The 13,253-nt window shown below is 50.8% G+C and carries 11 protein-coding genes; 8 read left to right on the top strand and 3 right to left on the bottom strand.

The features are described 5' to 3' along the window. Window positions 1-163: 163 nt before the first annotated feature. Together ACJJI3_RS06080 and ACJJI3_RS06075 are read right to left on the bottom strand one after the other, a co-directional pair. Complete coding sequence (locus ACJJI3_RS06080) at window positions 164-733, bottom strand: cytochrome P460 family protein (RefSeq protein WP_444941851.1); 570 nt, start codon at window positions 731-733, stop codon at window positions 164-166. A gap of 87 nt (window positions 734-820) precedes the next feature. Continuing rightward, entirely contained in the window at window positions 821-1,465 is a 645-nt protein-coding gene (locus ACJJI3_RS06075; protein WP_444941850.1) for a Crp/Fnr family transcriptional regulator, read from the bottom strand. A 137-nt stretch (window positions 1,466-1,602) separates the two neighbouring features. Here ACJJI3_RS06075 and ACJJI3_RS06070 point away from each other — a divergent pair, with 137 nt between their 5' ends. Further along, on the top strand, window positions 1,603-3,087 hold the full coding sequence (locus ACJJI3_RS06070; RefSeq protein ID WP_444941849.1) for a bifunctional 2-methylcitrate dehydratase/aconitate hydratase: 1,485 nt from the start codon (window positions 1,603-1,605) through the stop codon (window positions 3,085-3,087). Window positions 3,088-3,208: 121 nt separating this feature from the next. On the opposite strand, the gene ACJJI3_RS06065 is transcribed toward ACJJI3_RS06070, so the two are convergent. Then, window positions 3,209-4,147, bottom strand: a complete 939-nt coding sequence (locus ACJJI3_RS06065) for a porin (protein ID WP_282932674.1) — start codon at window positions 4,145-4,147, stop codon at window positions 3,209-3,211. A gap of 270 nt (window positions 4,148-4,417) precedes the next feature. On the opposite strand from ACJJI3_RS06065, the gene ACJJI3_RS06060 reads away from it, so the two are divergent. The 7 genes from ACJJI3_RS06060 (at window position 4,418) to murB (ending at window position 12,911) form a co-directional block, all read left to right on the top strand. Next, window positions 4,418-6,997, top strand: coding sequence for a DNA internalization-related competence protein ComEC/Rec2 (locus ACJJI3_RS06060; protein ID WP_444941848.1), 2,580 nt, complete (start codon window positions 4,418-4,420; stop codon window positions 6,995-6,997). A gap of 113 nt (window positions 6,998-7,110) precedes the next feature. Continuing rightward, window positions 7,111-7,734 carry a MotA/TolQ/ExbB proton channel family protein gene (locus tag ACJJI3_RS06055; protein WP_413665667.1) on the top strand — a complete coding sequence of 208 codons (624 nt, stop codon included), beginning with the start codon at window positions 7,111-7,113 and terminating at the stop codon, window positions 7,732-7,734. A gap of 15 nt (window positions 7,735-7,749) precedes the next feature. After that, a complete protein-coding gene (locus ACJJI3_RS06050; protein WP_444941847.1) occupies window positions 7,750-8,169 on the top strand; it encodes an ExbD/TolR family protein in 420 nt (139 codons plus the stop codon). A gap of 83 nt (window positions 8,170-8,252) precedes the next feature. Then, entirely contained in the window at window positions 8,253-10,082 is a 1,830-nt protein-coding gene (msbA, locus tag ACJJI3_RS06045) for a lipid A export permease/ATP-binding protein MsbA (protein WP_444917054.1), read from the top strand. A gap of 9 nt (window positions 10,083-10,091) precedes the next feature. Beyond that, window positions 10,092-11,126 (top strand): tetraacyldisaccharide 4'-kinase, encoded by a 1,035-nt coding sequence (lpxK, locus tag ACJJI3_RS06040; protein ID WP_444912975.1) that lies wholly within the window; start codon window positions 10,092-10,094, stop codon window positions 11,124-11,126. After that, complete coding sequence (gene kdsB / locus ACJJI3_RS06035; protein WP_444941846.1) at window positions 11,116-11,883, top strand: 3-deoxy-manno-octulosonate cytidylyltransferase; 768 nt, start codon at window positions 11,116-11,118, stop codon at window positions 11,881-11,883. The genes lpxK and kdsB overlap by 11 nt, the downstream gene beginning before the upstream one ends. An 11-nt stretch (window positions 11,884-11,894) precedes the next feature. Continuing rightward, entirely contained in the window at window positions 11,895-12,911 is a 1,017-nt protein-coding gene (gene murB, locus ACJJI3_RS06030) for a UDP-N-acetylmuramate dehydrogenase (protein ID WP_444941845.1), read from the top strand. The last annotated feature ends 342 nt before the right edge of the window (window positions 12,912-13,253 follow it).

Genomic DNA, 13,253 nt, shown 5'->3' with positions numbered 1-13,253 from the left:
GAATAGTCGGACGCGGCCGCATGTTAACGGTATTCAAGATCGCGCTAATTGATATAAATCAATTAGCGCTGGGGTGGGGGTGATAAGCTGTTATGGAGGGAATCTATGCTGTTACTCTAGCCGAATAATAGACCTCTAACCTCTGATTTTTGCTGTTTACTTTTTAGTTCTGCAGGACCTGCTGATAACCCTGTGTGTATACCCAGTCATTATTCTTGGCAGGCAAATGACATCCAAAACAGTTGTTAAGCCCGGTGCCTTTCCAGGTTTCAGTTTCACTTTTGGCTATTCCTGGCTTAAATAAAGCCCATCCCCAGCCTTCTGCCCATGCCGGGTTTTCTGGGAAGCGGTTGTTATCGTCTTTTACCATCATAAAAGTGAATTGAAGGTCTGAGGAGTAATAAGCCAACCCTGTGGTTAAGGGCTCCGATTGGGTGCTACTAACATCCTTTACCAAAACTGTCCCATCGGGAAACTTCCCCTTTTTGCGATACCCTTCTACTGCCTGGGGTTGGGTATAAACAATATGAGTATCCCATCCATCGCCACTCGAGGACTTTACCTGATAGGAGCCCAGGAAGACCCATTCCCGGCGGTAATTATCCGGCAAAGTAATATTCCCCTGGCTATCAACCATGCTTTTATAGGTTGAATTGAGGGTTTCATCGGCCTTTGCAGAAATACCCAATACGAGTGTCAGAACTAAAGAGGTAAATAAGTAGGCGCTGCGCATAATCCTTTTCCATTGCTGTTGATGTGGGAGAGCTATACCCGGGTTTCAGCTGCTGGAAAGTATATGAAGGCGGGAAGGGTAAAACTGTCAGCTGGCTGACACTGGCGCATATATTTGGTTCTCTGCCAGGCCTTTTAACACGGTTTGATCGAGAAGGCAGATATATTGGCGCGTATAGTCGATAACTCCATCAGACTTCCACTGTTTAAGCTGTTGGCTGACTGTTTGCCTGCTGCCACCGGCCATGGCGGCCAATTCGGACTGGGTCAACTTGATGTCGAGTTGATGTCCATGACCACAGGGTTGTCCCCGGTAATTAAATAGTTGTGCTAACAAATTGGCCAACCGGACCGGTAAAGGGGCGGTGATGTGGAGGAAAAGACGTTGCTGAAGCTGAGATTCCCTTGTGGCTAGTTGTTGCAATAGCCCATCGTGGGTCTGTGATTGGCGCTCCATCATGGCGTTTAGATGTTGAATGGATGTAACTTCCAGCTCACTGCCGGATTTGGCGGTTGCTTGAATGTCCAGGTTTTTCCCAGTTAGACCTGGTCCAAACCATGATCCGGGCCCATAGAGATCGATAATGGCTAGGTTGCCGCAGTAGTCCACTTTTTGGATAAGGACGTAGCCGGCATGAATAAAATAAATCTGGGGACCAGAATCCCCTTGTCGGAGTAATACCGTTTCTTTGAGGAATCGAAGCTTTTTTATTGGGTCGCTAGTTCGTTGCAAGTGGGTTGATTCCTGTTTTTAGAGATTCCTAACAATATAGAATTCTTCGGTCGTTTGTTTAACTATCTGAAGTTTAGGAAACAGCTAATCTTACTCCATCTGTTTTGCCCTCCGACAATTTCACGGGCTATTCAATCATGATTGCTGACCCCGCTCCGAATATCCGCCCCGATTACGATCAGGTGATACAGGATATCGCAGATTATGTGCTTCATTTCAAAGTGGGTTCCAGTGATGCTTGGGAAACAGCACGGTTAAGCCTGATGGACTCCTTGGGGTGTGCCTTTCTGGCGTTGAGTTTCCCTGAATGTACAAAGCTGTTAGGGCCCTGGGTGGAGGGGACCTGGGTGCCGAATGGGGCCCGGGTACCTGGCACCCGGTTTCGCTTGGACCCGATAAAAGCCGCATGGGATATCGGCTGTACAATTCGATGGCTCGATTACAACGACACTTGGTTGGCGGCTGAATGGGGGCATCCCTCTGACAATCTTGGGGCAATATTGGCCGTTTGTGACCACCTGTCGCAAGGCCGATTAGTTAAAGGGGGAAGCCCAATAAAAATGGGCGCGGTACTCGAAGCAATGGTCAAAGCCTACGAGATTCAAGGTGTCTTGGCATTGTCTAACAGCTTTAATCGGGTTGGGCTCGATCATGTACTACTGGTGCGGGTTGCTTCTGCCGCAGTGGCTGCCTGGCTTAAAGGTGCTGGGCGGGAGGAAGTAATGGCCGCGGTGTCTCAGGCGTGGGCGGATGGTGGAGCATTGCGGACCTATAGGCACTCCCCGAATACTGGATCACGCAAGTCCTGGGCTGCAGGTGATGCCAGTTCCCGTGGGGTTCGCTTGGCTGATTTGGCGATAAGTGGAGAAATGGGGGTGCCCGGAGTACTTACGGCAAAGCAATGGGGTTTTTATGATGTCCTTTTTAGCAAGATGAATGCTGAGCAGCAACTAAAACCACCACCAGAGTGCAGTTTTCAGTTCCCTAGAAGTTTTGGCTCCTATGTGATGGAGAATATCTTATTCAAAATTTCTTATCCGGCTGAGTTTCATGGTCAAACAGCTTGTGAGGCGGCAATCATTTTACATTCACAGGTTGCAGACCGTATCGATAATATTACTAAAGTAGTGGTGACCACACATGAATCAGCCCTTCGCATCATCACTAAATCAGGTCCATTAAATAATCCGGCAGATCGGGATCACTGTTTGCAATATATTGTTGCAGTGGCGCTTATTTTTGGTGACTTACAGCCAGGTTTTTATGAAGACGATTTTCATCGCGAGCACAAAGAGATCGATATCTTGCGGGACAAGATTGAAGTGATAGAAGATAAAGGTTACTCAAAAGATTATTTAGACCCAGATAAGCGTTCTATAGCCAGTGCGGTACAAGTATTTTTTAAAAGTGGTGACGCATCAGAAAAGATTGAAGTTGAATACCCGATGGGACACCGCCGTCGCCGACGGGAGGGGATTCCGTTATTGGAAGATAAGTTCCGTAGTAATTTAGCTACGCGATTCCCTCAAGGGCGGGCTAACAAAATATTTGCAGCTATTAATGATCTTCAAGGATTAAAGCAGTTGTCAGTTAATCGCTTTATGGATCTATTGGTTATTTAGAAGGCTCCTTAGGAAATTCCAGAGTAAAAAAGGCGGCCAAAGGCCGCCTTTTTTACTGCTCAATCTTCCCCAAGCGGCAGAATCGCACTTTCCAATTTGGACCGCCACATTTAAGGAATGATTAGAACTTGTATTCAACACCAATACCGGCGTAGCTGCGATCGTAGTCTTCGTCAGCAGTTTCGTCGGTGTAGAAGCCGAAAATTTTGGCTGCGCTGTTGAATTTGTAGTCTGCGCCCAGGCTGAAAGTCTCGCCGCCTTCTTCTTTGATATCAGACTGGCCGTACTGGGCTTTCAGAGTCCACTGGTCCAGTTTGTAAGCAACAGAGCTCATCCAGCCGTCGACAGTTTCGCCGCCGTCAGCATCTTGCTCTTCGAACAGGGCGCCTACTTGTACAGGGCCGATGTTGTACTGAGCTACAAAACGATGAACGTCAACGTCCTGACCTTCAACGTCCTGGTCCATAGCGTAGGCCAGGTAAACACCGTTGTTGTCATAAGCGACAGACATGGAAACGCCGTTGTTGCGTTCTTCGCCGGTAGTTTCGTCAATAACTTCTTCTTTGTTGCTGATGAAAGCCGCAGAAGCTTTGAAGCCACCGAAAGAAGGAGTAGTGTACTGAAGTGCGTCTTCTTCGCGGTTATCGCTGCTGGTGATCAGGCTCTTGATATCGCCTTCTAGGTCGTTGAACAGGTCAACTTTCTTCTGGGCAACTTTCAGGGGAGTATCGAACTTACCAGCGATGACCTGGCCAAAGCCGCCTTCCAGACCTGCGTAGATGTTGCGCTGGGAGAAAGTATCGTCAGCGTCACCGTCCATATCTACTTCGTATTCCATACGGTAGATACCTTTAACGCCTTCAGTCAGGGCTATTTCACCCTTAACGCCCAGGCGGGAAGCGTTGCTCTGAACGTCAGTGACGGAATCGTCACCTTCATCGGCAGCCTGGAAGGTGACGTTGGCTTTGCCGTAAAAGTCGAGTACATCGCCTTCATCTTGGGCGTTGGCCAGAGCAGGTACCATGGCAACGATGGCCAGAGAGAGAGCGGTCTTATTCATAATCGTCTCGCACAGTTTATGGTTTTGGGTTGAAAGGTGCCTTCCGTGTCGTCCTAGTTGGCTGCCTTTCGATTTGGTGCGGATTCTGCGTTTTGAATATGACAAACATGTTAAAAATGGCATTTTTCTTAAAAATATGTGACTGGCCAGTGCTATGAATGGCAGGTTAGCTAGCTATATTAAGGTTTTAGGCGCCTGAAGCGGCGGTTCGCAATCATCGTTGATTTGAGTGAAAGCGGTCAATAGTTGAACAAAAAGATGGTGTAAGGGATGGCGCTGGGGATGGAATTATGGAGTTTTCGGGAGCGAATTCAGCGGCTTTCTCACCTGCTGGCTAAGGCGAGAGGCATTCTCGGCTACACGGGGCCCAGCACATACCTTTGGGTCTACTCGCTTTCTATTATCGCGGTGGGGTGTTCTGCCCGATTACCCGCTGAAAGCACTCTGTGGGCACTGTATCTCTCTCTAGCCTTGTTTGCCTGGGTGGTAATACGCCGCTGGCGCCCCCTTGCTCTGATCTTTCTCTCCTTTATTGGTGCGACCTGGGCACTCCACTCTCATGAAGCATCGCTGGATCGCCGGCTCCCCCTCGGTGCACATGGTGCGGACTTCGTACTTCAGTTGAACCTGGTCTCGCTGCCTGAATTAACTGAGGGGGGAGGGTTTGGCGCTAGTTCAGAATCACAAACGGTGCGTTTTCGCGCTCGAGTTGTGGATATTGTTTCTAGTTCTTTAGGTGAAGAGGGTGGCCAGTTAGCACCGCCAGAGCTATCTATCGGAAACCTTCTCAACCTAACCTGGTATCGAATTGACGGTGAGGCTCTGGCTCGCCTGCGGGGTGGCTCTCAATGGATATTGCCTGTGCGATTGAGAACTCCCAGGGGGAGCGTTAATCCACATACATTCGACTATGAAGGCTGGCTTTTGCGAGAGGGAATTACGGCAACAGGGTATGTTCGCCCCCGCGATTATCCTCCTCAGTGGCTGGGGCAGGGGAATGGCATTATCGGGTTAAGGGATGAATTGCGCTCCCTAATTAGTCAGTTACCGATCCAACGACCGGACCTGATAGCTGCGCTATTGCTTGGGGATCGCAGTCAGTTGAGCGAAGGTGATACCGACCTGCTTAAAAGGACAGGTACGGGCCACCTTATTGCCATATCCGGCTTACATGTGGGCATGGTGGCCGGTTGTATTTTGTTGATGGGCACCGTACTGGCAAAAGGGATTGGGCTTTTTACGGGTACCAGCCGTTTTGGTATTGCGATAGGACTCGCCTTGGTGGCGAGCCTTATTTATACCTTGATCGCCGGCGTTCCTCTATCCGCGCAACGTGCGCTTGTAATGACCTGGGTGCTATTACTGGGTTGGCACTGGCGGCGCAGACTGGGAGCGGGTTTTGCTTTTTCATTGGCACTGGCAATAGTGCTTACCCTGCAGCCACTGGCTTTTTACAGTGCTGGTTTTTGGTTGTCCTTTGTGGCCGTCGGGAGTCTGCTTTTGGGGTTCAGTGGGCGAATTAGCTTAAGTCGAGAGCCGCAATGGAGGCCGAAGGCTGAGGCCCCTGGTGCTGTAACCTCATGGCAGCACCGATTTTCCCCGTTATCGTTATGGCAGCTGTTGCGAAGCCAGTGGATGATTGCAATTGGCCTGTTTATCCCATCGATAATATATTTTTCTGGCTTTAGCCTTTCAGGTGTATTGGTCAATCTTGTAGCGATTCCCTGGATGGGCCTGTCTATTTTGCCATCACTTATGTTAGGTGCTGTATTTATTGATACTCAGCTGGGTGTTTGGCTGCTGCAGTTTGCAGGTTGGCAATTGGATCTGCTGATGACTGCGCTCAATATTGTCGATCATTCGATACCGGGGTTTCGTGGTTTTGCGATTGCTTCCACTGCATTGGCGATAGTCATTGCCGGGCTTGGCGCGGTGCTACTTTTGCTGCCTAAAGGGTTGCCAGGGCGCAAGTTAGGCTGGTTATTTTTTCTTCCAGTTGCTCAGCCCTGGATTTCTACACTGGCACCGGCAGATGAGCGTTTGAAATTATCAGTGCTGGATGTTGGTCAGGGGTTGTCAGTAGTTATCAGCACCGGAAAAAGCCGTATTGTTTACGATGCAGGGCCTTCAATCCCCTCGGGCTGGAGCGCGGGAGGTTCGATAGTGGCTCCCTACTTGATGAGTAGCGGAGGTAGTGAACTCGATGTGCTGATCGTCAGCCATGGTGACAGGGATCATGCCGGCGGCGTGGCGGGTTTACTTAGAAACATTGAAGCAGAAAAGCTCTATGCTCCGGGGACTTTAGCTAGCAATTTACCATTATCGCCAGCCACGATTACTGAGCAGTGTCGGGCAGGAACGGAAGAGCAACTGGGAGATATATCATTTCGATGGTTATGGCCTTCCTTAACGGCACAGGGAGAGGAATTACTGGATGGTGAGGAGAACGATCACAGCTGTGTAATTTTGGCTGAGTGGCAGGGGGTGCGTTTACTGCTTACTGGGGATATCAGTCGTAAGGTTGAATATCAACTGTCTAAAATGTATCCACAATTTCCCGCTGTTGACGTACTGATTGCGCCTCATCATGGTTCCCGCTCTTCTTCATCGGCCGCTTTGCTCGAGTGGGCCAGGCCTAAACGGGTTGTATTTAGTGCCGGTTTCCGTCACCACTTTGGCCACCCACACACCGATGTTGTGAAGCGCTATCAAAATATCGGTGCCAGTATTTTCAGTACTGCGGAGAGCGGAGCGGTAGAATTTTTCTGGCGAGCTGGAGATCAAGAGCCGCAAATTTTACAGGCTCGTGTGGCACCACGGTTTTGGTATGCGAGTCACAACAGGGAATAAGGATGCGTGGGAGGACTTAGCCGCCGGCACCAGCTGTGATAAAGTGCTGCTCTGCGTCGAGGACGCAGTAATAATTTTCCAAAAATTCCCTCTGGTTTTCTGGGGCTAAGAAAGTGTTTGAGATAATAAAATCCGGCGGCCTGCTGATGTGGCCAATCCTGTTTTGCTCTGTAGCGGTTATTGCTATTTGTGTCGAGCGTTTCTGGACTTTGCACTCGCAGCATATTGCACCACGTACTTTATTAGGTGAGGTATGGGGCTGGCTTAAAAATAACCAGGTCAATGCGGAAAAATTGAAGGAGCTGCGCGATTCCAGCCCACTGGGAAAAATTTTTGCTGCGGGCCTGTCCAATTCCCGCCACGGTCGCGAAGTAATGAAAGATAGCATCGAGGAAACTGCCAGCCAGGTTGTGCATGAACTGGAGCGATTCCTAGGTGCTCTGGGCACGATTGCTGCCGTAGCACCGCTGATTGGTTTGCTGGGTACTGTGATCGGTATGATCCAGGTATTTACTGCGATTATGGTGGAAGGTACCGGTAATGCAGGCGTACTGGCCGGTGGTATTAGCCAAGCATTGATCACTACTGCCGCTGGCCTGACTGTCGCTATCCCAGCGTTAATGGCGCACAGATACTTCCAGCGTCGCGTTGACACGATTGTTGTGGCAATGGAGCAGGAAGCCGTCAAGCTTGTGGATGCTCTGCACAGCGATCGTAAAATCGAAGATGCAGCCTGAGCGGGGTAGCAAGCGATGCAATTCCGCCGCCAAACCACAGAGCAGGAAGGGGTTAACCTGACACCACTAATTGATGTGGTATTCCTGCTGTTGATTTTCTTTATGGTGTCTACAACCTTTACCAAGGAAAGCCATCTTAAGCTGAACCTGCCTGAAGCAGCAGGTCCACAGTCTGTTGACCAACCAAAATCTGTAGAGATTTTGATCAGTGCTGATGGTTCTTATTCAGTAGATGGACAAGCTTTGATCAATAAGAAGATCAACACCCTCAAATCTGCGCTGTCGGAAGTTTCCGCAGGCGAGTACAATCGCCCGCTTGTGATAACCGCCGACGCCACCGCTCATCACCAAGCCGTGGTTCGGGCAATGGATGCCGCTGGACAGCTAGGCTTTGTCAACCTAAGCATTACTACACGGCAGCCGGAAGAAAACTAGCGCGGAACCCTGTAGGGAGCTGACTTACCTTCGGTTTCTGTGCCCACTCGCCCCAGTTGGGGCGAGTCCATTCATTGGTCTGTATGAAGAAAGTAAAAGCGCCCCCCAGCAAACCGCAAAATGGGGCGGAAACTTACCGTCGATTGCTCACTTATGCCCGCCCGCACATGGCGATTTTCGGAGTTGCGGTACTGGGCTTCTTCCTGTTTTCGATCATGGGCGTCAGCCTGATTGCTGTGACCGAGCTGTTGCTCGATGCAGTGGGGGCAGGTATCCAAGAGAGTCGCGGGTTTCTCTCAAAGTTTGTAGCATCCTATTACCCCGACGGAGTAATGCCCCAGGAGACTGCTCGTTGGCTTGTACCGCTCGCAATGTTGCTGATTATTGTCCTTAGGGCTATTGGCAATTTTGTCGGCAGCTATGGTTTAGCCTATGTGGGCCGCGCAGTGATCCATGAGTTGCGAACACAGCTATTCGAGAGAATTGGCCAGCTCCCCAGCTCCTATTTTGACCGCTATACCGGCGCTTACCTGATCTCAAAGGTTTCATACAATGTTGAGCAGGTAACCAACTCCATCACCAAGGCGGTGAAGGTACTCTTCCGCGAGTCGTTTACGGTAATCGGTCTCTTGACCTACCTGTTACTGGTGAACTGGAAGCTGACTTTAACCTTCTTCCTTTTTGCCCCCTTGATCGCCTTTATTGTGCGCATCGTGGGTAAGCGGTTCCGCAAATTAAGCCATCGCATCCAGAATTCCATGGGCGACGTTACCCATGTCACCCAGGAGGCGATCAATGGCTATCAAGTGGTGCGGATGTATGGGGGGCAGGATTACGAGAAATCCCGCTTCCTCTCTGCCAGTGACAATAACCGTCGGCAGTTTATGAAGCTCGTAGTAGCAAACAATGCCAGTGTTTCTGTGATTCAGATACTGGTTGGTTTGTCTACCGCAACTATTGTCTGGCTGGCTCTGGCACCGGGTATGGTTGAGTCCATGACTGCTGGGGTTTTTGCCGCCTATATTGGTGCGGCTGCATCCCTGGCCAAGCCGGTGCGCAGCCTTTCCGAAATTTTTGCCGATATCCAGAAGGGTATTGCGGCAGCGGAGAGTATCTTTGAAGTAATGGATGCTCCCAGAGAGCCCCAGGATGGTGAAGCTCAGCTACCTAAGCCTGTGAATGGCACAGTAGCTTTTGAAGGGCTTGAGTTTAGCTATGACCCGGCAGCACCCAAAGTACTCTCCGACATCAGTTTCGCGGTAAATCCGGGAGAAACGGTGGCCCTGGTGGGTGCATCTGGCTCCGGCAAGAGCACGCTGGTAAGTCTGCTGGCTAGGTTTTACGAGCCGACAGGTGGACGTATCCTGGTCGATGGGGCTGATATTTCCAAGGTGCCTCTTAAAGAGTTGCGCCGCCATATCAGTATGGTTTCCCAAAATATCGTGCTGTTTAACGACACTGTATATCGCAATATTGCCTACGGTGAATTGGAACATGCACCCAAGGAAAATGTTCTGCGTGCTATGGAGCAGGCACATGCAGCTCAATTTATTGAAGAGCTACCTGAGGGGGCGAATACGGTTCTGGGGGATAATGCGCAGATGCTCTCTGGCGGCCAGCGCCAGCGTTTGTCTATTGCCCGCGCCCTGCTTAAGGATGCGCCCATACTGATCTTGGATGAGGCCACCTCAGCACTGGATAATGAATCGGAGCGCCATATTCAGGCGGCTCTGGCTGAAGTCATGAAAAACCGCACTACGTTTGTTATCGCCCATCGCCTGAGTACGATCGAGAATGCCGATCGCATCCTGGTGATGGAGAAAGGTCGAATTGTAGAGAGCGGGAATCACGCAGAGCTGCTCGCCCAGGGTGGTCGATACGCATCTCTGTTACAGCAGCAAACAATGGGGTAGGGCACCTGGATGTCACTGGAAGACTGGTTTAACAAGCGCTGGTACCCGGAAAAGGGTGAAGGTCGCTCGCTCTCCCTGCTCACTCCGCTGGAATTGCTCTATGGGGGGGTGAGCAAGCGGCGCCGGGTAATGAGTTCTCGCACTCCACCGGAGCCCTTATCAGTTCCTGTCATCGTCATCGGTAACATCACCGTTGGCGGTGCGGGTAAAACGCCATTGGTGGCGGAGCTGGCTCGCTGGCTGAAGGAGCGGGGTCGCAATCCGGGGATTATCAGCCGTGGCTATGGTGGTCGTGCAGAAAAATATCCCTATCAGGTGACTGCCCAATCCCACCCCCTGGAGTCCGGGGATGAGCCGTTGATGCTGCACTTGATCACTGGTGTGCCGGTGATGGTTTCCCCTAATCGCACCGAGGCGGCGCAGGCCCTGATCGACTATCACCAGTGCGATGTTATTTTGTCTGACGATGGGCTACAGCACTATAGTTTGTGGCGCAGCTATGAAATTTGTGTGGTTGATGGTCATCGCGGTTTGGGTAACGGCCATATGCTGCCCAGAGGACCTCTGAGGGAACCGGTGACACGCCTGCAAAGCGTCGACATGCTGGTTAGTAATGGAGAGCCAGAAGCCAAAGTCAGGGATCAGTGTGGTGGGCTTTTAGAGTTTGAAATGACACTCGAGCCTTCCTGTTGGCACCAGTTTAACCTCGACCAAACCTCCACATTGCGCCTGCCGTCAGGGCCTGAAGTCGGGCCTTGCCACGGGGTGGCAGCGATCGGTAATCCCAAGCGGTTTTTCCGGTCACTGCAAGCGCTAGGGTTCGAGGTGACAGAGCAACCTTTTGACGATCATCATCAATTCAGCCCCCAGGAACTGCACTTCGATGGGGAAACCCCCGTGATTATGACCATGAAAGATGCGGTGAAATGTCGCGATTTCTGGGAGAGTCACTGGTGGGCGCTCGAGGTTCGGGCCAAGTTGCCAGATCTTTTTTACCAAAAGGTGCACAAGCACCTGCAACAGTTTAGTGAAAATGAAAAATAACTCTTCTTTCGATGTCATTATTCCCGCACGATATGGCTCCAGTCGCCTGCCAGGCAAGCCCTTGGCTGATATCGGCGGCAAGCCGATGGTGGAGCATGTTTATTTGCGTGCCCGTGAGAGCGATGCCCAGAGGGTGGTTATCGCCACCGATGATATGCGTGTAGCGGAGGTGGCCCATGGCTTCGGCGCCGAGGTGTGTATGACATCTGCCGAGCATGCCTCGGGAACTGACCGACTGCAGGAGGTGGCTCAGAACCTGGGCCTTGCCGAGGACCGCATTTTGGTCAATGTGCAGGGCGATGAACCTTTGATACCCGCCGAGGTGATAAATCAAGTAGCTGAAAACCTGGCGGCTAGCAAGCGAGCCGGCGTTGCAACCCTGGCGGAACCCATCACCTCAGTGGAGGATTTTCGCAACCCGAATATCGTCAAGGTAGTGACAACAGAGTCCGGGCTGGCCAGGTATTTTTCACGAGCGCCAATCCCATGGCCCAGAGATGCCTTTGCGATGGATAGCAGTGAACTGCCAAGGGGCTTGGAACCTCGTCGCCATATTGGTATCTATGCTTACCGTGTTGCGCTATTGCGCCAGTTTGTCTCCTGGCCTATGGCCCCGCTAGAAAAGTTCGAGGCTCTGGAGCAGCTGCGTTTTCTTTACCACGACCAAGAGATTCACGTAGCGGATGCCTGCGCAGAAGTGCCCGGTGGCGTAGATACTGAACAGGATCTTCAGCGTATGCGAGAAACCCTGGCCTGATGTAGAACCTAATGATTGAAGTCAATATCGATTTACAGCCCCACAATACTCTCGCAATTTCAGCAAACACCGCTTACTTTGCGCGTGTGGAAACCTTGGATGAATTGCGTGAGGCTTTGAGTTTTGCGCAGCAGAAGCGTTTGCCGATTCTGCCGTTGGGTGGGGGCAGTAATATCGTATTAACGGGAGACTTTCCCGGGCTTGCCATTCAGGTCGGGCTGCGAGGGCTAACAATTACTCCCAATGGTCGTGGCGGTACGATTGAGGCGGCGGCCGGGGAGGGGTGGCACCAGCTGGTTATGTCTACTGTTGAGCAGGGCATGGGAGGCTTGGAAAACCTTGCGCTGATTCCAGGTAAAGTGGGGGCAGCCCCAATCCAAAATATCGGCGCCTATGGCGTAGAGTTGCGCGACTGTTTTTGCAGCTTGCAGGCCATGGAAATTTCTACAGGTGCACTACATAACTTTTCCGCTTCGGACTGTGAGTTTGATTACCGGGACAGTGTGTTTAAAGGGCAGTTGCGCGATCAATTTATTATTACCCAGGTTAATCTTCGCCTTGCGCAAGATTGGCAGCCCAAGGTAGCTTACCCGGCTCTACAGCAATTTATTGACCAGCAAGGTTGGGATTGTAACTCCTTAACACCCGCGCAAATTTCCGCTGCGGTTATCGATATTCGCAACAGTAAATTGCCGCTCCCCGATCAAATTCCCAACGCTGGCAGCTTCTTTAAAAACCCTGTGGTGAATGCGGACATTTACCAAAACCTAAAATCGGAACATCCCGATTTAGTAGCTTATGCCAGCGGTGAAGGTTGGAAGCTGGCGGCAGGTTGGCTAATTGATCGCGCTGGTTGGCGGGGCAGGCGGCAAGAAGCGGTTGGAGTTCACCACCAGCAGGCATTGGTTTTGGTTAATCCCGGCCGGGGCCGGGGTGATGAAGTGACAAGATTGGCTCGCGCTATCGCTTCTGATGTGCAGGCTAAGTTTGGTGTTACCCTGGAGCCTGAGCCGCGCTATTACCCTTAACCCATTCAAGATTGTTTGCATGAGGGTGCGGGCAATCCTTCCTTTTATTCTTCACTGAATTGCAGTTAGCAAGTACCCAATAGAAAAGTGCAAATTATTGGGTGGGGTTGGCAGTTTTCAGCCTGAATATCAGTAGAGAATTGTTCTAGTTGTTGACGATTATTTTGTTATAACGAATTCAACCTCTTACATTTTCTCATATTCCGATTTCTTTCATAAATATTTTCTGCGATAAAATGAATCTTCTATCGCAAATTTTGCGGAAGTGCTCATCTTGATCGCAGAAAAATTAATTGGTACGTTTTTACGCTATAATTAAATGTTATAAAGGCAGCAAGATCC

The organism is Microbulbifer maximicatervae (SeqCode) (assembly GCF_052466985.1).
The sequence above is the reverse complement of the archived record's forward strand: the minus strand, read 5'-3'. Positions and strand labels throughout refer to the sequence as shown.

What these genes read in the sequence shown, in the direction of transcription:
- msbA (WP_444917054.1), top strand. Translation starts at nt 8,253, where the DNA reads ATGAAGAAAGTAAAAGCGCCCCCCAGCAAACCGCAAAATGGGGCGGAA.
- ACJJI3_RS06070 (WP_444941849.1), top strand. Translation starts at nt 1,603, where the DNA reads ATGATTGCTGACCCCGCTCCGAATATCCGCCCCGATTACGATCAGGTG.
- ACJJI3_RS06050 (WP_444941847.1), top strand. Translation starts at nt 7,750, where the DNA reads ATGCAATTCCGCCGCCAAACCACAGAGCAGGAAGGGGTTAACCTGACA.
- kdsB (WP_444941846.1), top strand. Translation starts at nt 11,116, where the DNA reads ATGAAAAATAACTCTTCTTTCGATGTCATTATTCCCGCACGATATGGC.
- ACJJI3_RS06060 (WP_444941848.1), top strand. Translation starts at nt 4,418, where the DNA reads ATGGCGCTGGGGATGGAATTATGGAGTTTTCGGGAGCGAATTCAGCGG.
- ACJJI3_RS06080 (WP_444941851.1), bottom strand. Translation starts at nt 733, where the DNA reads ATGCGCAGCGCCTACTTATTTACCTCTTTAGTTCTGACACTCGTATTG.
- murB (WP_444941845.1), top strand. Translation starts at nt 11,895, where the DNA reads ATGATTGAAGTCAATATCGATTTACAGCCCCACAATACTCTCGCAATT.
- lpxK (WP_444912975.1), top strand. Translation starts at nt 10,092, where the DNA reads ATGTCACTGGAAGACTGGTTTAACAAGCGCTGGTACCCGGAAAAGGGT.
- ACJJI3_RS06065 (WP_282932674.1), bottom strand. Translation starts at nt 4,147, where the DNA reads ATGAATAAGACCGCTCTCTCTCTGGCCATCGTTGCCATGGTACCTGCT.